Genomic DNA, 16,611 nt, shown 5'->3' with positions numbered 1-16,611 from the left:
ACCAATCGCTATGGATGACGGCCTGCGTTTCGCTATTCGCGAAGGTGGCCGTACCGTTGGTGCTGGCGTGGTTGCCAAAGTTATTGCTTAAGACATCATGATCTTTTGCAAAAAAGGGCGCTTCGGCGCCCTTTTTTATTGGCGATATTTTGATTCCCAGCAAAGGTATTGGGTGAGAAGCATCCATAAAAAGACTGACTAATTCAGCCGCTAAGGGATGTTTACAAAATAATTACCCACGCTCTATTGTAATGACACGCGTTCTCATTTAAGTTATGCATAGTTTTCATTCAATGAGTATGAATAATGTACGTGTGTTTATGCAATGCGGTGAGCGATACCGCCATACGCAATGCGGTTAAGACCCTACAACCTAAAACCTTTCATGAACTTAAAAATGCCATTCCGATAGCCAACAAATGTGGTAAATGTGCATGCAAGGCGCGTCTGATTATGGAAGATGAATTACAGCATAGCGTTATGTATAAAAATATTGCCTAATGATACCCGTAATCCTTCACGTTGCCGCCTCTGTGCCGCGCACATTATTTAGGGTTAAGTAGGGCTATTTGCTTGATTTACTCTGACACGGTTCTATTCTGTACAGTACCGCAACAGAGGAGTGAATCATGAAAAGCGATGCCCAAATCATTACCCATCTCAACACCCTGCTTGGCAACGAGCTTGTGGCTATCAATCAATACTTCCTGCATGCCCGAATGTTCAAAAACTGGGGGCTCATGCGCCTTAACGATATTGAGTACCATGAATCCATTGACGAAATGAAGCATGCGGATCGTTATATTGAGCGTATTCTTTTTTTGGAAGGATTGCCTAATCTCCAGGATCTCGGCACGCTTAATATTGGCCAAAATGTTGAGGAGATGCTGCATTCCGATCTTAATCTTGAATTGCAGGGCGCCCAAGATCTGCGTGAAGGCATCGCGTATGCTGATGGTGTTCGTGACTATGTTACCCGTGATCTTTTGATCGATATTCTGGCTGATGAAGAACACCACATCGATTTTTTGGAAACCGAGCTGGATTTAATTAAGCTGGTTGGCGTACAAAATTACCTCCAGTCCCAATTAAAAGATGCGGCACAATAAACACGCTGACAATTTCTCTACCCAATCGCCTTCGGGCTATGGCGCGCGGCAAACGTCGCGCTGCGAAAAAATGCAATGCTTTCATTTTACACACGCAACGCTTTCATTTTAGACACGAAGGTATCCAAGCCAACCGGCCAGCGCCAGGCAAGGACCAAATGCAATCTTCCGGCTGCTTGGGGCGGCCAGTGCGTACCAGGTCAGACCGGTAAGCGACGCGCCACAGCAGAGCGCTGGCAGTGCCTGCCAACCCAACCAGGCGCCAAGGCCGGCCATCAGCTTGATATCGCCACCGCCTATGCCGACATGCCCTCTGACGCGCTCATACAGCCGATCAAGCATCAGCAGACCGCCGCCGCCGTACAGCGCGCCGAGTAGGCATGATGATGGCGAAATCGTCATATGCCCCGCAGCGGTCAACTGAGCGATCACGCCAAAAAGCAGGAAAGGCAGGGTTATCCGATCGGGCAACAGCAGAGTGTAATAATCTGTCCAGGCGAGCGTCACGAGAAACCAGCTATACATCAGGGCGCAAAACAGCCCCTCCGTCGGGCTATTGCCAACCACAACGGCAAAGACCAGCATACAGCTCAGCCCATAGCGGTGTCGCCAAGCCAGGACGCTGAGTACATTCAGCGTCCCAGGCCGGGAGTCGCCATGGTCGCGTTCTGGTCGCCACTTTTGGTCGATCAGCAGATAGCCGGGTAGGCCCGGCGTAAGCTGAACCGCGTAGTGGGTCAACCGGCCCATTAGCGCTCCCGCCAGCATCACTCCAATACCATAGACAAAAATAACCACCTTTTTCTCCCGGCGACGTAAAACTATCCGTAGACCGCTAGCCTGCCTTAGCGGCGGTATTTTACCAAATCGGTGCAGGAAAACTGGAATACGCGGCGAATTCCTTCAGTTTTATGGTACATCCCGCTTGCTTACTGAGCAGATTTACGTATAATGCGCGGGCTTGTCTTATGCAAATAAGAGAAAAGCCGACTTACCAAGCACAGAGCATGTGCTGACCCAAGTCCGCGCTGGCCATGTACACCATAAGGGCTCATCCCCAGCGGCTAAGTGGTAAGCCAGCACACAACATTCCCGATATGGGGATAATACTGAACGATTACACTCCCCCATCAATCGAAATGGGTGTGAGGAGTAATTTTCTACGTTTATAAATAATTGGAGCTCTGGTCTCATGCAGAACCAAAGAATCCGTATCCGTTTGAAAGCGTTTGATCATCGTTTGATCGATCAATCAACCGCGGAAATAGTTGAGACTGCCAAACGTACCGGTGCTCAGGTACGTGGTCCGATCCCGCTGCCGACCCGCAAAGAGCGCTTTACCGTTCTGATCTCTCCGCACGTCAATAAAGATGCGCGCGATCAGTACGAAATTCGCACTCACAAGCGTCTGGTTGACATCGTTGAGCCAACCGAAAAAACCGTTGATGCTCTGATGCGTCTGGATCTGGCTGCTGGTGTTGATGTGCAGATCAGCCTGGGTTAATCAGGTCACCGAACGATTGAGAGGTTGAAACAATGAAGGGTTTAATCGGTCGTAAAGTGGGCATGACTCGCATCTTCACTGAAGATGGCGTTTCCATCCCAGTCACCGTTATTGAAATCGAAGCCAACCGCGTGACTCAGGTTAAAGACCTGGACAACGACGGTTACCGTGCTATTCAGGTCACCACTGGTACTAAAAAAGCCAACCGTGTCACCAAGCCTGAAGCCGGTCACTTCGCTAAGGCAGGCGTTGAAGCTGGCCGTGGCCTGTGGGAATTCCGCGTCGAAGATGTCGCTGAAATCACCGCCGGTCAAAGCATCAGCGTAGAACTGTTTGCCGATGTTAAAAAAGTTGACGTTACCGGTACATCTAAAGGTAAGGGATTTGCAGGCACTGTAAAGCGCTGGAACTTCGCTACCCAAGATGCTACCCATGGTAACTCCTTGTCCCACCGTGGTCATGGTTCGATCGGTCAGAACCAGACTCCAGGTAAGGTATTCAAGGGCAAGAAAATGGCAGGCCAGATGGGTAACGAGCGTGTAACCGTTCTAAGCCTGGACGTAGTACGTGTTGACGTTGAGCGCAACCTGCTGCTGGTCAAAGGCGCTGTTCCGGGAGCAACCGGCGGTGACCTGATCGTTAAACCGGCTGTCAAGGCGTGACGTTGAGGAGATAGGAATGGAATTGGTATTGAAAGACGCGCAAAGCGCGCTGACTGTTTCCGAAACTACCTTCGGGCGTGACTTCAACGAAGCGCTGGTACACCAGGTTGTTGTTGCTTATGCAGCAGGTGCCCGTCAAGGTACTCGCGCTCAGAAGACCCGTGCTGAAGTAACTGGTTCCGGTAAAAAACCGTGGCGCCAGAAAGGTACTGGTCGTGCGCGTTCAGGTACGGTGAAGAGCCCAATCTGGCGTTCAGGTGGTGTGACGTTTGCTGCTAAACCGCAGGATCACAGCCAGAAGGTTAATAAGAAGATGTACCGTGGGGCGCTGAAAAGCATCCTGTCTGAATTGGTACGTCAAGAACGTCTGATCGTCGTAGAATCTTTTTCTGTTGAAGCGCCTAAAACTAAGCTGCTGGTACAGAAACTGAAAGACATGGCGCTGGAAGATGTGCTGATCATTACAAGCGAACTTGATGAGAACCTGTTCCTGGCCGCACGTAACCTCTACAAAGTAGATGTTCGTGATGTCGCAGGTATCGATCCAGTTAGCCTGATCGCCTTCGACAAAGTCGTCATGACGGCTGACGCTGTGAAGCAAGTTGAGGAGATGCTGGCATGATTCGTGAAGAACGTTTGCTGAAAGTTTTGCGCGCGCCGCACGTTTCTGAAAAAGCGTCTGCAGCGATGGAAAAACATCACACCATCGTACTCAAAGTAGCTAAAGACGCGACTAAAGCAGAAATCAAAGCAGCTGTGCACAAACTGTTTGAAGTCGAAGTCAATGACGTTCGTACCCTGATTGTTAAAGGGAAAACGAAGCGTCATGGACAGCGTATCGGTCGTCGTAGCGACTGGAAAAAAGCTTACGTCACCCTGAAAGAAGGCCAGAACATGGACTTCATCGGCGGCGCAGAGTAAGTCGGAGGAGAAGAACAATGGCAATTGTTAAATGTAAACCGACATCTCCGGGTCGTCGCCACGTAGTTAAAGTGGTCAACCCTGAGCTGCACAAGGGCAAGCCTTACGGCCCGTTGCTGGAAAAACTCACTAAATCCGGTGGACGTAATAACAATGGGCGTATCACTACGCGCCATATCGGTGGTGGTCATAAACAACAATACCGTGTAGTCGATTTCAAACGCGACAAAGACGGTATCCCAGCGTTAGTAGAACGCCTGGAATATGATCCGAACCGTTCCGCCAACATCGCTTTAGTGCTGTATAAAGACGGTGAACGTCGTTACGTATTGGCGCCGAAAGGCCTGAAAGCTGGTGACCAGATTCAGTCTGGCGTCGACGCGGCCATCAAAGCCGGTAACACGCTGCCGATGCGCAATATTCCGGTCGGTTCCACCGTTCATAACGTGGAAATGAAACCGGGTAAAGGCGGTCAGCTGGCTCGTTCAGCTGGTGCTTATGTTCAGATTGTTGCTCGTGACGGTGCTTATGTCACGCTGCGTCTTCGCTCAGGCGAAATGCGTAAAGTGCAGTCTGAATGTCGCGCAACCATGGGTGAAGTGGGTAACGCTGAACACATGCTGCGTGTACTGGGTAAAGCTGGTGCAAGCCGCTGGCGTGGTATTCGTCCAACCGTTCGCGGTACGGCGATGAACCCGGTAGATCACCCGCATGGTGGTGGTGAAGGTCGTAACTTTGGTAAGCACCCGGTCAGTCCGTGGGGCCTGCAGACCAAAGGTAAGAAGACCCGTAGTAATAAGCGTACCGATAAGTTCATCGTACGTCGCCGTAGTAAAAAATAATTATTAGAGGATAAACCATGCCACGTTCTCTCAAGAAAGGTCCATTCATAGACCTGCACTTGCTGAAGAAGGTAGAGAAAGCGGTGGAAAGCGGTGACAAGAAGCCTATACGCACTTGGTCCCGTCGTTCAACGATCTTTCCAACAATGATCGGTTTGACCATCGCTGTCCATAATGGTCGTCAGCACGTACCAGTATTTGTAGCCGATGAAATGGTCGGTCACAAACTGGGTGAATTCGCGCCGACGCGTACTTATCGCGGCCATGCTGCCGATCGCAAGGCTAAAAAACGCTAAGGTAGGAGGAAGAGATGGAAACAATTGCACAACATCGCCACGCTCGTTCTTCTGCTCAAAAGGTCCGCCTAGTGGCTGACCTTATCCGCGGTAAGAAAGTGTCGCAAGCTCTGGAAGTTTTAGCCTACACCAACAAGAAAGCTGCTGGTCTGGTTAAAAAAGTACTGGAGTCTGCCATTGCTAACGCTGAACACAACGATGGCGCAGATATCGATGATCTGAAAGTCGCGAAAATTTTCGTCGACGCCGGCCCAAGCATGAAGCGCATTATGCCTCGTGCTAAAGGTCGGGCGGATCGCATCCTGAAGCGCACCAGCCACATTACTGTGGTTGTGTCCGATCGCTGAGACTCTGGAGACTAGCAATGGGTCAGAAAGTACATCCTAATGGTATTCGCCTGGGTATTGTCAAACCTTGGAACTCTACTTGGTATGCGAATACTAAAGAATTCGCTGACAACCTGGACAGCGACTTTAAAGTTCGTCAATTCCTGATAAAGGAACTGGCGAAGGCTTCCGTTTCTCGTATCGTGATTGAACGTCCGGCCAAGAGCATCCGTGTGACTATTCACACCGCTCGTCCGGGCATCGTCATCGGTAAGAAAGGCGAAGATGTCGAAAAACTGCGTAAGGTCGTAGCGGATATCGCTGGCGTCCCTGCGCAGATCAATATTGCCGAAATCCGTAAACCGGAACTGGATGCTAAATTGGTCGCTGACAGTATCTCTTCACAGCTGGAACGTCGTGTTATGTTCCGTCGTGCTATGAAGCGTGCTGTACAGAACGCCATGCGTCTGGGCGCTAAGGGTATTAAAGTTGAAGTCAGTGGTCGTCTTGGCGGCGCTGAAATCGCACGTACCGAATGGTACCGCGAAGGTCGTGTTCCGCTGCATACTCTGCGTGCGGATATCGATTACAACACCTCCGAAGCGCGCACCACTTATGGTGTCATCGGCGTAAAAGTGTGGATCTTCAAAGGTGAGATCCTGGGTGGTATGGCTGCCGTTGAACAACCGGAAAAACCGAGTGCTCAACCTAAAAAGCAGCAGCGTAAAGGCCGCAAGTAAGGAGAGTCGCTGATGTTACAACCAAAGCGTACAAAATTCCGTAAAATGCACAAGGGCCGTAACCGCGGTCTGGCTGTGGGCACGGATATTAGCTTCGGTACTTTCGGTCTGAAGGCTGTTGGCCGTGGTCGTCTGACTGCTCGTCAAATCGAAGCAGCGCGTCGTGCTATGACGCGTGCAGTTAAGCGTCAAGGTAAAATCTGGATCCGTATTTTCCCGGACAAACCGATTACCGAAAAGCCGCTTGAAGTTCGTATGGGTAAAGGTAAGGGCAACGTAGAGTATTGGGTTGCCTTGATTCAACCTGGCAAAGTCCTGTATGAAATGGACGGAGTTCCGGAAGAAGTTGCCCGCGAAGCATTCAAGCTGGCAGCAGCAAAACTGCCGATTAAAACCACCTTTGTAACTAAGACGGTGATGTAATGAAAGCAAAAGAGCTGCGTGAAAAAAGCGTTGAAGAGCTGAACACTGAACTGCTGAATTTATTGCGTGAGCAGTTTAACCTGCGCATGCAGTCGGCAAGTGGTCAGTTGCAACAGACTCACCTGTTATTACAAGTGCGTCGCAATGTTGCACGCGTAAAAACGTTATTGACTGAGAAGGCGGGTGCGCAATGAGTGACAATATCCGTTCTCTGCAAGGTCGCGTGATCAGCAACAAAATGGAAAAATCCATAGTCGTTGCTATCGAACGCTTTGTGAAACACCCGATTTACGGCAAATTCATCAAGCGTACGACCAAGCTGCACGTACACGACGAGAGCAATGAAAGTGGTATCGGTGACGTCGTGGAAATCCGCGAATGTCGTCCGATTTCCAAGACTAAGTCCTGGACGCTTGTTCGCGTTGTAGAGAAAGCGATTCTGTAATACAGTAAGCGCGCTCAATACAAGTAAACGGCTCAAAGCACGAGCCGTTTATTTTTTCTACCCATATGCACAGTGCAGTGTTATAATGCTGCGCCCTGTATTATGGGGTTTTTCTTAACGACCCAATACGGGTCCTAAAGTTGTAGTTGACATTAGCGGAGCACTAACATGATCCAAGAACAGACTATGCTGAACGTGGCCGACAACTCCGGCGCGCGTCGCGTAATGTGTATCAAGGTTCTAGGTGGCTCGCACCGTCGCTACGCAGGCGTCGGTGACATCATCAAAATTACCATCAAGGAAGCAATTCCGCGTGGCAAAGTAAAAAAAGGTGATGTCCTGAAGGCGGTAGTGGTGCGCACCAAGAAGGGTGTCCGTCGCCCTGACGGTTCTGTCGTTCGCTTCGATGGTAATGCTTGTGTTTTGTTGAATAACAATAGTGAGCAACCTATCGGTACGCGTATTTTTGGGCCGGTGACTCGTGAACTGCGTACCGAAAAGTTCATGAAAATCATTTCTCTGGCACCAGAAGTACTTTAAGGAGCGAATCATGGCAGCGAAAATCCGTCGTGATGACGAAGTTATCGTACTTACCGGAAAAGATAAAGGTAAGCGCGGTAAAGTAAAGAATGTCCTGTCTACGGGTAAGGCCATTGTTGAAGGGATAAACCTGGTTAAGAAACATCAAAAACCAGTTCCGGCTACGAACCAGCCGGGCGGCATTGTTGAACAGGAAGCGGCTATTCAGCTTTCCAACATTGCAATCTTCAACGGTGCTTCCAACAAGGCGGACCGTGTAGGCTTTAAGATTGAAGACGGAAAAAAATTCCGTATTTTCAAATCTAACGGCGAAACAATCAAGTAACTTGGAGTAGTACGATGGCGAAACTGCATGATTACTACAAAGACGAAATAGTCGAAGGACTCATGAAAGAGTTCGGCTACCATTCTGTCATGCAAGTCCCTCGGGTCGAGAAGATCACCCTGAACATGGGTGTTGGTGAAGCGATTGCTGATAAAAAATTGCTGGATAACGCAGCAAATGACTTAGCAGCGATATCCGGTCAAAAACCGCTTATCACCAAAGCGCGCAGATCCGTTGCGGGCTTCAAAATCCGTCAGGGCTATCCGATCGGCTGTAAAGTAACCCTGCGTGGTGAACGCATGTGGGAATTCTTTGAGCGACTGATATCCATTGCTGTACCGCGTATCCGTGACTTCCGTGGTTTATCCACTAAGTCATTCGATGGCCGTGGTAACTACAGCATGGGCGTGCGTGAGCAGATCATCTTCCCGGAAATCGATTATGACAAAGTCGATCGCGTTCGTGGCTTGGATATTACCATCACCACTACTGCGAAATCCGATGATGAAGGTCGTGCACTGTTGGCCGCCTTTAACTTCCCATTCCGCAAGTAAGGCAGGGTACTCATGGCTAAGCAATCGATGAAAGCACGTGAAGTTAAACGTGTGAAATTAGCTGAAAAATTCTTCGCAAAGCGCGCTGAACTGAAAACCATCATCTCTAGCGTAAATTCTTCTGATGAAGAACGTTGGGATGCGGTTCTCAAGCTGCAGACTCTGCCGCGTGATTCCAGCCCGTCTCGTCAGCGTAATCGCTGCCGCCAAACTGGTCGTCCGCACGCTTTCCTGCGGAAATTCGGGTTGAGCCGTATCAAGGTCCGTGAAACTGCCATGCGCGGTGAAATCCCGGGTCTGAGAAAGGCTAGCTGGTAATTGTCACCAATTGAATCACGGGAGTAAAGACAGATGAGCATGCAAGATCCGATCGCGGATATGCTGACCCGTATCCGTAACGGTCAAACCGCGAACAAAACAGCGGTCTCCATGCCTTCCTCCAAGCTTAAAGTGGCAATCGCCAATTTGCTGAAAGAAGAAGGCTTTATTGAAGAATTCAAAATTGAAGGCGACACCAAGCCTACGCTGGAAATAGTACTTAAGTACTTCCAGGGTAAGCCAGTGGTGGAAACCATCCAACGTATCAGCCGCCCAGGTCTGCGTATCTATAAGAAAAAAGATTCGCTGCCCAAAGTTATGGCCGGTTTAGGTATTGCGGTTGTTTCAACCTCTAAAGGTGTTATGACTGATCGTGCGGCTCGCCAGGCTGGTCTTGGTGGCGAGATTATCTGCTACGTAGCTTAATCGGGAGGAAAACATGTCTCGTGTTGCAAAAGCACATGTCGTAATTCCTGCCGGCGTAGAGGTAAAACTCAACGGTCAGGAAATATCGATTAAAGGTAAAAACGGCGAGCTGAGCCGTACTATCCACGATGCTGTTCATGTTAACTATGCGGATAACAACCTGACGTTTGTGCCTCGTGAAGGCGAAACGAACGGTTGGGCTCTGGCGGGTACTACCCGCGCGTTGTTACATTCAATGGTTATCGGTGTTACTGAAGGCTTCACCAAGAAGCTGCAGCTGGTAGGCGTAGGTTATCGTGCCGCGGTAAAAGGCAATGTCGTGAATTTGGCCCTCGGCTTTTCTCACCCTATTGACCATGTTTTGCCGGCAGGCATCACCGCTGAATGTCCGACCCAAACTGAAATCGTGCTGAAAGGCGCTGATAAGCAGGCAGTTGGACAGATTGCGGCTGATTTGCGTGCCTATCGTCGTCCTGAGCCTTACAAAGGCAAGGGTGTCCGTTACGCCGACGAAGTCGTGCGTACCAAAGAGGCTAAAAAGAAGTAAGGTAACACTATGGATAAGAAAGCAGCTCGTATCCGTCGTGCGACCCGCGCACGCCGCAAGCTCCATGAACTGGGCGCAACTCGCCTGGTTATACATCGTACCCCGCGCCATATTTATGCGCAGGTTATTGCCCCGAATGGTTGTGAAGTCCTGGTAGCCGCTTCTACTTTAGAAAAAGCTATCGCGGAGCAATTAAAGGGTACCGGTAACAAAGACGCCGCGACCGCAATAGGTAAGACTATTGCAGAACGGGCTCTGGAAAAAGGTATTAAGATTGTTGCCTTTGACCGTTCCGGATTCCAATATCATGGCCGAGTCCAGGCACTGGCAGATGCTGCCCGTGAAGCTGGCCTTCAGTTCTAAGGTAGAGGTGTAAGATGTCACAACACACTGAGAAGCAAGCTGGCGAACTGCAGGAAAAGCTGATCGCGGTAAATCGCGTATCTAAAACCGTAAAAGGTGGCCGTATTTTCAGTTTTACCGCACTGACTGTTGTTGGTGATGGTAACGGTCGCGTTGGTTTTGGCTACGGCAAAGCACGCGAAGTTCCGGCAGCGATCCAGAAAGCGATGGAAAAAGCCCGTCGCAATATGATGAATGTCGCGCTGAATAGCGGCACCCTGCAGCACCCTGTTAAAGGTGCTCATACGGGTTCCCGTGTGTTCATGCAGCCGGCTTCCCAAGGTACCGGTATTATTGCCGGTGGTGCAATGCGCGCCGTCCTGGAAGTCGCAGGGGTTCACAACGTATTAGCAAAAACTTATGGTTCCACCAACCCGATCAACGTGGTTCGTGCAACTATTGATGCGCTTGCAAATATGAAGTCCCCCGAAATGGTCGCTGCCAAGCGTGGTAAATCCGTTGAAGAAATTCTGGGGTAATTGACCATGGCACAGACTATTAAAATAACACAGACTCGCAGTTCCATCGGTCGTCTGCCGAGACACAAGGCAACTTTGGTTGGCTTGGGCCTGCGTCGCATTGGTCATACAGTAGAGCGTGAGGATACTCCTGCGATACGTGGTATGGTCAATTTGGTTTCCTACATGGTCAAAGTTGAGGAGTAAGAGATGCGCTTAAATACTCTGTCTCCGGCTGAGGGCTCTAAACACGCACCTCGGCGTGTAGGTCGCGGTATCGGTTCCGGTCTCGGTAAAACCGCAGGACGCGGCCACAAGGGCCAGAAGTCTCGTTCTGGTGGTGGCGTGCGTCGTGGGTTTGAAGGTGGCCAAATGCCTTTATATCGTCGTCTGCCAAAATTCGGTTTCACCTCGCGTAAAGCAATGGTTACGGCGGAAGTTCGCCTGTCCGAGCTGGCGCAGGTTGAAGGCGAGGTTATCGATCTCAACACGTTAAAAGCGGCTAACATTGTTGGCACCCAGATTGAATTCGCGAAAGTTATGCTTTCCGGCGAAATCAATCGCGCAGTGACCCTGCGCGGTCTGCGTGTCACCAAAGGCGCTCGTGCTGCAATCGAAGCTGCCGGCGGTACAATTGAGGAATAAGTAGCAGATGGCCAAACAACCAGGATTAGACTTTCAAAGTGCTAAAGGCGGATTAGGCGAACTGAAACGCAGACTTTTGTTTGTTGTTGGTGCGCTGATTGTTTTCCGTATCGGCTCTTTTATTCCGATTCCTGGTATCGATGCCACCGTGCTTGCGAAATTGCTCGAGCAGCAAAGAGGCACCATCATAGAGATGTTCAACATGTTCTCTGGTGGTGCGCTTAGCCGTGCTTCGATCTTTGCTTTGGGGATCATGCCGTATATTTCGGCATCGATCATCATTCAGCTGCTGACTGTTGTTCATCCAGCGCTGGCGGAGATCAAAAAAGAAGGTGAGGCTGGCCGTCGCAAGATTAGTCAGTACACCCGTTATGGCACGTTAGTCTTGGGTATATTCCAATCAATCGGTATAGCTACCGGTTTGCCGAATATGCCTGGAATGCAGGGTCTGGTTTATAATCCGGGCTTTGCATTTTACTTTACCGCTGTAGTGAGTCTGGTCACTGGGACAATGTTCCTGATGTGGCTAGGTGAACAGATAACTGAGCGGGGTATCGGCAACGGTATCTCTATCATTATCTTTGCCGGTATCGTGGCGGGTTTACCGCCGGCTATTGCCCATACCATAGAGCAAGCTCGTCAAGGCGACCTGCACTTCCTCCTGTTGCTATTGGTTGTGGTACTCGTATTTGCAGTGACGTTTTTTGTGGTTTTTGTCGAGCGTGGGCAACGGCGTATTGTCGTTAACTATGCCAAACGGCAGCAAGGGCGTCGTGTATATGCGGCTCAGAGCACACATTTGCCGCTGAAGGTAAATATGGCCGGCGTAATACCGGCAATCTTTGCGTCCAGCATCATTCTGTTTCCGGCCACGATTGCCTCATGGTTCGGTGGCGGTACCGGTTGGGGTTGGTTAACGGCTATTTCGCTGTATTTACAGCCTGGGCAGCCGCTTTATGTGTTACTCTATGCATCTGCAATCATATTCTTCTGTTTCTTCTACACGGCGTTGGTGTTTAACCCGCGTGAAACAGCAGATAACCTGAAGAAGTCCGGTGCATTTGTACCAGGCATTCGTCCGGGAGAGCAAACGGCTAAATATATTGATAAAGTAATGACCCGTCTGACCCTGGTCGGTGCGATGTACATTACGTTTATCTGCCTTATCCCGGAGTTCATGCGTGACGCAATGAAAGTTCCCTTCTACTTTGGGGGTACATCTTTATTGATTGTTGTTGTGGTTATCATGGACTTTATGGCTCAAGTGCAGACTCTAATGATGTCAAGTCAGTATGAGTCAGCATTGAAGAAAGCAAACCTGAAAGGCTATAACCGCTAATCCGGAAAGCTTGAGAAGTTACGGAGATTTAAAATGAAAGTTCGTGCTTCCGTCAAGAAATTATGTCGTAACTGCAAAATCGTTCGACGTCACGGCGTAGTTCGCGTGATTTGCAGCGAGCCTAAGCATAAACAACGCCAAGGCTGAAAATTTCGGCATATTTTTCTTGCAAAGTTGGGTTGAGCTGGCTAGATTAGCCAGCCAATCTTTTGTAAGTCAACGCAACATTGTTTGAGTATCCTGAAAACGGGCTTTTCAGAATGGTGTTGCCGTTTAAATTTTTAGGAGTGCATAGTGGCCCGTATAGCAGGCATTAACATTCCTGATCAAAAACATACCGTGATCGCATTAACTTCAATCTACGGTATCGGTAAGACCCGTTCACAATCCATTTGTGTAGATGCGGGCATTGCTGAACATGTTAAGATCAGTGAGCTGTCTGAAGAGCAGATCGACACGCTGCGTGAAGCAGTTGCTAAATTTGTGGTCGAAGGTGATCTGCGCCGTGAAGTAACCCTGAGTATCAAACGTCTTATGGACCTTGGTACCTATCGTGGTTTGCGTCATCGTCGTGGTCTTCCGGTTCGCGGTCAGCGTACCAAGACCAATGCCCGTACCCGTAAGGGTCCGCGCAAACCGATCAAGAAATAATCGGGGTGAGTAAATAATGGCTAAGGCACCTGTTCGTGCACGTAAGCGTGTTAAAAAGCAAGTTTCAGATGGCGTGGCTCATATCCATGCGTCTTTCAACAATACCATCGTTACTATTACCGATCGTCAAGGTAATGCGTTGGGTTGGGCGACGGCCGGTGGTTCCGGTTTCCGTGGTTCTCGTAAATCTACTCCTTTCGCCGCACAGGTTGCAGCAGAGCGTTGCGCTGAAGCAGTGAAAGAGTATGGCATCAAGAATCTGGAAGTTATGGTTAAAGGACCTGGTCCGGGCCGTGAGTCTACTGTCCGCGCGCTAAACGCGGCTGGTTTTCGCATCACTAATATTACTGATGTGACTCCGATCCCCCATAACGGTTGTCGTCCGCCGAAAAAGCGCCGCGTATAACGCCGCTTTTAGGTTAGTTGGAGAAAGAAAATGGCAAGATATTTGGGTCCTAAGCTCAAGCTGAGCCGTCGCGAGGGCACCGACCTTTTCCTGAAGTCTGGTGTTCGTGCGATCGATTCCAAGTGTAAAATTGAACAGCCTCCTGGACAGCATGGCGCGCGTAAACCGCGTCTGTCTGACTATGGAGTGCAGTTGCGTGAAAAACAAAAAGTTCGTCGTATCTACGGTGTTCTGGAACGTCAATTCCGCAACTATTACAAACAAGCAGCGCGTCTTAAAGGCAATACTGGTGAGAACCTGTTGCAGTTGCTTGAAGGTCGTCTGGACAACGTTGTATACCGTATGGGTTTTGGTGCTACTCGCGCTGAATCTCGCCAATTGGTCAGCCACAAGGCGATCATGGTTAACGGACGTGTTGTCAATATCGCTTCTTACCAGGTTACTCCGAATGATGTAGTAAGCATCCGTGAGAAAGCGAAAAAGCAATCCCGTGTTCGTGCCTCATTGGAACTGGCTGAACAGCGTGAAAAGCCGACCTGGCTTGAAGTTGACGCTGCTAAGATGGAAGGGGTGTTCAAACGTATTCCAGAACGTACCGATCTGTCTGCGGACATTAATGAACACCTGATAGTCGAGCTTTACTCCAAGTAAGGCTTAGTACCAAAGAGAGGACACAATGCAGGGTTCTGTGACAGAGTTTCTAAAACCGCGCCTGGTAGATATCGAGCAAATCAGTTCGACGCACGCCAAGGTGACCCTTGAACCTTTAGAGCGTGGCTTTGGCCATACCCTAGGTAACGCACTGCGCCGTATTCTGCTTTCGTCGATGCCGGGTTGCGCGGTGACCGAGGTTGAGATTGATGGTGTACTGCATGAGTACAGCACCAAAGAAGGTGTACAGGAAGACATCCTGGAGATTCTGCTCAACCTGAAAGGGCTGGCGGTGAGAGTTCAAGGTAAAGATGACGTTATCCTTACTTTGAATAAATCTGGCATTGGCCCTGTAATCGCAGCCGATATCACCCACGACGGGGATGTCGAAATCGTCAAGCCACAGCATGTGCTCTGCCACCTGACCGATGAAAACGCATCGATAAATATGCGTATCAAAGTTCAACGTGGCCGTGGTTATGTGCCGGCTTCTGCCCGAATTCATTCGGAAGAAGATGAGCGCCCAATTGGTCGTTTACTGGTTGATGCGTGCTATAGCCCTGTAGAGCGGATTGCCTACAATGTCGAAGCTGCACGCGTTGAACAGCGAACCGACTTGGATAAGCTGGTCATCGAAATGGAAACCAACGGTACGATCGATCCTGAAGAGGCGATCCGTCGGGCGGCAACCATACTGGCTGAACAACTTGAAGCTTTTGTTGATTTACGTGATGTACGTCAACCGGAAGTTAAAGAAGAGAAACCAGAATTCGATCCGATCTTGCTGCGCCCAGTTGACGATCTGGAATTGACTGTCCGCTCTGCTAACTGCCTTAAGGCAGAAGCCATCCACTACATCGGTGATCTGGTACAGCGTACTGAGGTTGAGTTACTTAAAACGCCCAACCTCGGTAAAAAATCTCTTACTGAGATTAAAGACGTGTTGGCTTCCCGTGGGTTATCTCTGGGCATGCGCCTCGAGAACTGGCCTCCGGCAAGTATTGCTGATGAATAACCCGATCACAGGGTAAGGTTTTACTGAGAAGGATAAGGTCATGCGCCATCGTAAGAGTGGTCGTCAACTGAACCGTAACAGCAGCCATCGCCAGGCTATGTTCCGTAACATGGCCGGCTCTCTGGTTCGTCACGAGATAATCAAGACGACCGTGCCAAAAGCGAAAGAGCTGCGCCGTGTTGTTGAACCGCTGATTACACTTGCCAAGATCGACAGCGTTGCAAATCGTCGTCTGGCATTCGCCCGTACTCGTGATAACGAGATCGTGGCAAAACTGTTTAATGAGCTTGGCCCGCGTTTCGCGAGCCGCGCCGGTGGTTACACTCGTATTCTTAAGTGTGGTTTCCGTGCGGGTGACAATGCGCCGATGGCTTACATCGAGCTGCTAGATCGTGCAGCAGAGTCCCAAGTTCCAGCTGAAGCAGTTGCAGAATAAATAAGTCTCTGCATCTGGTAAGTTTACAAAACCCGGCCTAGGTCGGGTTTTTTATTGGCTGTGATTTGTTGATGTTAAGCACGACTTATCATCCTTGCTTTAATGCGTTATGCTCATTCTATGAGAATGAACCATTCGACCAGGAGAAATATTGATGAGTCTAGTGGATGAGTGGGCTGAACGGCATATACAACAAGCGCAACAGCGTGGAGAGTTTGAAAACTTACCTGGTTACGGGAAACCGTTAACGTTAGATGATGACAGTGCGGTGCCGGAAGATTTGCGAGTGGGGTATCGTCTGCTGAAAAACGCGGGGTATATACCGGCAGAACTACAGGATCGTAAAGATGCGCTTCAGTTGGCGGATTTATTACAGGGTGTCACTGAGGAAGATAGACAATATCAACCGATCAGCGCCCGGCTGCGGTTACTGGAAATCAAACTACAGCAGGCTGGCTTGAGCACGGATTTTTTGCACCACGGTTATCAACAACGCCTGCAGCAGCATTTTCTGGCTTCGGGTAAATAAGCTCTGGTTTGGCCTGTGCTCTTGATTTTTCTATCACAGCTAAACCAAATCGGGATAGGCCGGTAAAAAACTTCATTCCTACCGTCTGTTTCGAATATACT

Annotated in this window: 32 protein-coding genes and 1 pseudogene; 32 read left to right on the top strand and 1 reads right to left on the bottom strand. The window is 49.7% G+C overall.

The window, feature by feature from the left end:
- From SJI19_RS22805 to bfr, 3 genes and pseudogenes are all read left to right on the top strand, one after another.
- Window positions 1-91, top strand: a pseudogene (locus tag SJI19_RS22805) (elongation factor Tu); the annotation flags it as partial.
- Window positions 92-306: 215 nt separating this feature from the next.
- Entirely contained in the window at window positions 307-501 is a 195-nt protein-coding gene (gene bfd, locus SJI19_RS22800) for a bacterioferritin-associated ferredoxin (protein ID WP_323480550.1), read from the top strand.
- Between the two features lie 128 nt (window positions 502-629).
- A complete protein-coding gene (bfr, locus tag SJI19_RS22795) occupies window positions 630-1,109 on the top strand; it encodes a bacterioferritin (RefSeq protein WP_323480549.1) in 480 nt (159 codons plus the stop codon).
- A 108-nt stretch (window positions 1,110-1,217) separates the two neighbouring features.
- On the opposite strand, the gene SJI19_RS22790 is transcribed toward bfr, so the two are convergent.
- A complete protein-coding gene (locus tag SJI19_RS22790) occupies window positions 1,218-1,907 on the bottom strand; it encodes an A24 family peptidase (protein ID WP_323480548.1) in 690 nt (229 codons plus the stop codon).
- 394 nt (window positions 1,908-2,301) lie between these two features.
- Here SJI19_RS22790 and rpsJ point away from each other — a divergent pair, with 394 nt between their 5' ends.
- From rpsJ to SJI19_RS22645, 29 genes are all read left to right on the top strand, one after another.
- On the top strand, window positions 2,302-2,613 hold the full coding sequence (rpsJ, locus tag SJI19_RS22785; protein ID WP_001181005.1) for a 30S ribosomal protein S10: 312 nt from the start codon (window positions 2,302-2,304) through the stop codon (window positions 2,611-2,613).
- A gap of 32 nt (window positions 2,614-2,645) precedes the next feature.
- Window positions 2,646-3,275 carry a 50S ribosomal protein L3 gene (rplC, locus tag SJI19_RS22780; protein WP_323480547.1) on the top strand — a complete coding sequence of 210 codons (630 nt, stop codon included), beginning with the start codon at window positions 2,646-2,648 and terminating at the stop codon, window positions 3,273-3,275.
- 16 nt (window positions 3,276-3,291) lie between these two features.
- Window positions 3,292-3,897 carry a 50S ribosomal protein L4 gene (gene rplD / locus SJI19_RS22775; RefSeq protein WP_162368693.1) on the top strand — a complete coding sequence of 202 codons (606 nt, stop codon included), beginning with the start codon at window positions 3,292-3,294 and terminating at the stop codon, window positions 3,895-3,897.
- Window positions 3,894-4,196 (top strand): 50S ribosomal protein L23, encoded by a 303-nt coding sequence (rplW, locus tag SJI19_RS22770; RefSeq protein WP_323480546.1) that lies wholly within the window; start codon window positions 3,894-3,896, stop codon window positions 4,194-4,196. Before rplD ends, rplW begins: the two co-directional genes overlap by 4 nt.
- A 17-nt stretch (window positions 4,197-4,213) precedes the next feature.
- A complete protein-coding gene (rplB, locus tag SJI19_RS22765) occupies window positions 4,214-5,038 on the top strand; it encodes a 50S ribosomal protein L2 (RefSeq protein ID WP_323480545.1) in 825 nt (274 codons plus the stop codon).
- A gap of 17 nt (window positions 5,039-5,055) precedes the next feature.
- Complete coding sequence (gene rpsS / locus SJI19_RS22760) at window positions 5,056-5,334, top strand: 30S ribosomal protein S19 (RefSeq protein ID WP_323480544.1); 279 nt, start codon at window positions 5,056-5,058, stop codon at window positions 5,332-5,334.
- A 14-nt stretch (window positions 5,335-5,348) separates the two neighbouring features.
- On the top strand, window positions 5,349-5,681 hold the full coding sequence (gene rplV, locus SJI19_RS22755) for a 50S ribosomal protein L22 (RefSeq protein ID WP_162368690.1): 333 nt from the start codon (window positions 5,349-5,351) through the stop codon (window positions 5,679-5,681).
- Window positions 5,682-5,698: 17 nt separating this feature from the next.
- Complete coding sequence (gene rpsC / locus SJI19_RS22750) at window positions 5,699-6,400, top strand: 30S ribosomal protein S3 (RefSeq protein WP_323480543.1); 702 nt, start codon at window positions 5,699-5,701, stop codon at window positions 6,398-6,400.
- Window positions 6,401-6,412: 12 nt separating this feature from the next.
- Window positions 6,413-6,823 (top strand): 50S ribosomal protein L16, encoded by a 411-nt coding sequence (gene rplP / locus SJI19_RS22745; RefSeq protein ID WP_323480542.1) that lies wholly within the window; start codon window positions 6,413-6,415, stop codon window positions 6,821-6,823.
- Window positions 6,823-7,017: a 50S ribosomal protein L29 gene (gene rpmC, locus SJI19_RS22740; protein ID WP_323480541.1), complete on the top strand. Its 195-nt coding sequence runs from the start codon at window positions 6,823-6,825 to the stop codon at window positions 7,015-7,017. The genes rplP and rpmC overlap by 1 nt, the downstream gene beginning before the upstream one ends.
- Window positions 7,014-7,268 (top strand): 30S ribosomal protein S17, encoded by a 255-nt coding sequence (gene rpsQ, locus SJI19_RS22735; protein ID WP_323480540.1) that lies wholly within the window; start codon window positions 7,014-7,016, stop codon window positions 7,266-7,268. The genes rpmC and rpsQ overlap by 4 nt, the downstream gene beginning before the upstream one ends.
- A gap of 168 nt (window positions 7,269-7,436) precedes the next feature.
- Window positions 7,437-7,808, top strand: coding sequence for a 50S ribosomal protein L14 (gene rplN, locus SJI19_RS22730; RefSeq protein WP_132923655.1), 372 nt, complete (start codon window positions 7,437-7,439; stop codon window positions 7,806-7,808).
- Window positions 7,809-7,818: 10 nt separating this feature from the next.
- The gene (gene rplX / locus SJI19_RS22725; RefSeq protein ID WP_323480539.1) at window positions 7,819-8,133 is read left to right on the top strand and encodes a 50S ribosomal protein L24; all 315 of its coding nucleotides are present in this window, start codon (window positions 7,819-7,821) and stop codon (window positions 8,131-8,133) included.
- 14 nt (window positions 8,134-8,147) lie between these two features.
- Entirely contained in the window at window positions 8,148-8,687 is a 540-nt protein-coding gene (rplE, locus tag SJI19_RS22720; protein WP_323480538.1) for a 50S ribosomal protein L5, read from the top strand.
- Between the two features lie 12 nt (window positions 8,688-8,699).
- Complete coding sequence (gene rpsN, locus SJI19_RS22715; RefSeq protein WP_162368683.1) at window positions 8,700-9,005, top strand: 30S ribosomal protein S14; 306 nt, start codon at window positions 8,700-8,702, stop codon at window positions 9,003-9,005.
- A gap of 33 nt (window positions 9,006-9,038) precedes the next feature.
- On the top strand, window positions 9,039-9,431 hold the full coding sequence (rpsH, locus tag SJI19_RS22710) for a 30S ribosomal protein S8 (protein ID WP_323480537.1): 393 nt from the start codon (window positions 9,039-9,041) through the stop codon (window positions 9,429-9,431).
- Window positions 9,432-9,444: 13 nt separating this feature from the next.
- Window positions 9,445-9,978, top strand: coding sequence for a 50S ribosomal protein L6 (rplF, locus tag SJI19_RS22705; RefSeq protein ID WP_323480536.1), 534 nt, complete (start codon window positions 9,445-9,447; stop codon window positions 9,976-9,978).
- 9 nt (window positions 9,979-9,987) lie between these two features.
- Entirely contained in the window at window positions 9,988-10,341 is a 354-nt protein-coding gene (rplR, locus tag SJI19_RS22700) for a 50S ribosomal protein L18 (RefSeq protein ID WP_323480535.1), read from the top strand.
- Window positions 10,342-10,355: 14 nt separating this feature from the next.
- Window positions 10,356-10,859: a 30S ribosomal protein S5 gene (gene rpsE / locus SJI19_RS22695; RefSeq protein WP_323480534.1), complete on the top strand. Its 504-nt coding sequence runs from the start codon at window positions 10,356-10,358 to the stop codon at window positions 10,857-10,859.
- Between the two features lie 6 nt (window positions 10,860-10,865).
- Window positions 10,866-11,045, top strand: a complete 180-nt coding sequence (gene rpmD, locus SJI19_RS22690) for a 50S ribosomal protein L30 (RefSeq protein ID WP_323480533.1) — start codon at window positions 10,866-10,868, stop codon at window positions 11,043-11,045.
- 3 nt (window positions 11,046-11,048) lie between these two features.
- Window positions 11,049-11,483: a 50S ribosomal protein L15 gene (gene rplO, locus SJI19_RS22685; RefSeq protein WP_162368677.1), complete on the top strand. Its 435-nt coding sequence runs from the start codon at window positions 11,049-11,051 to the stop codon at window positions 11,481-11,483.
- A 7-nt stretch (window positions 11,484-11,490) separates the two neighbouring features.
- Window positions 11,491-12,822: a preprotein translocase subunit SecY gene (secY, locus tag SJI19_RS22680; protein ID WP_162368676.1), complete on the top strand. Its 1,332-nt coding sequence runs from the start codon at window positions 11,491-11,493 to the stop codon at window positions 12,820-12,822.
- Window positions 12,823-12,855: 33 nt separating this feature from the next.
- A complete protein-coding gene (rpmJ, locus tag SJI19_RS22675) occupies window positions 12,856-12,969 on the top strand; it encodes a 50S ribosomal protein L36 (protein ID WP_132923644.1) in 114 nt (37 codons plus the stop codon).
- Between the two features lie 147 nt (window positions 12,970-13,116).
- Window positions 13,117-13,473: a 30S ribosomal protein S13 gene (gene rpsM, locus SJI19_RS22670; RefSeq protein WP_323480532.1), complete on the top strand. Its 357-nt coding sequence runs from the start codon at window positions 13,117-13,119 to the stop codon at window positions 13,471-13,473.
- A gap of 16 nt (window positions 13,474-13,489) precedes the next feature.
- Entirely contained in the window at window positions 13,490-13,879 is a 390-nt protein-coding gene (rpsK, locus tag SJI19_RS22665; RefSeq protein ID WP_131867908.1) for a 30S ribosomal protein S11, read from the top strand.
- Between the two features lie 30 nt (window positions 13,880-13,909).
- On the top strand, window positions 13,910-14,530 hold the full coding sequence (gene rpsD, locus SJI19_RS22660; RefSeq protein ID WP_323480531.1) for a 30S ribosomal protein S4: 621 nt from the start codon (window positions 13,910-13,912) through the stop codon (window positions 14,528-14,530).
- A 25-nt stretch (window positions 14,531-14,555) separates the two neighbouring features.
- Window positions 14,556-15,545 carry a DNA-directed RNA polymerase subunit alpha gene (locus SJI19_RS22655; protein ID WP_323480530.1) on the top strand — a complete coding sequence of 330 codons (990 nt, stop codon included), beginning with the start codon at window positions 14,556-14,558 and terminating at the stop codon, window positions 15,543-15,545.
- 40 nt (window positions 15,546-15,585) lie between these two features.
- Complete coding sequence (rplQ, locus tag SJI19_RS22650) at window positions 15,586-15,981, top strand: 50S ribosomal protein L17 (RefSeq protein WP_323480529.1); 396 nt, start codon at window positions 15,586-15,588, stop codon at window positions 15,979-15,981.
- 154 nt (window positions 15,982-16,135) lie between these two features.
- Window positions 16,136-16,510 carry a DUF1992 domain-containing protein gene (locus SJI19_RS22645; protein WP_323480528.1) on the top strand — a complete coding sequence of 125 codons (375 nt, stop codon included), beginning with the start codon at window positions 16,136-16,138 and terminating at the stop codon, window positions 16,508-16,510.
- Window positions 16,511-16,611: the final 101 nt, after the last annotated feature.

This window comes from Acerihabitans sp. TG2 (assembly GCF_035013185.1).
GTDB lineage: Bacteria > Pseudomonadota > Gammaproteobacteria > Enterobacterales > Enterobacteriaceae > Acerihabitans.
This window is presented reverse-complemented; position numbering and strand designations above follow the sequence as displayed.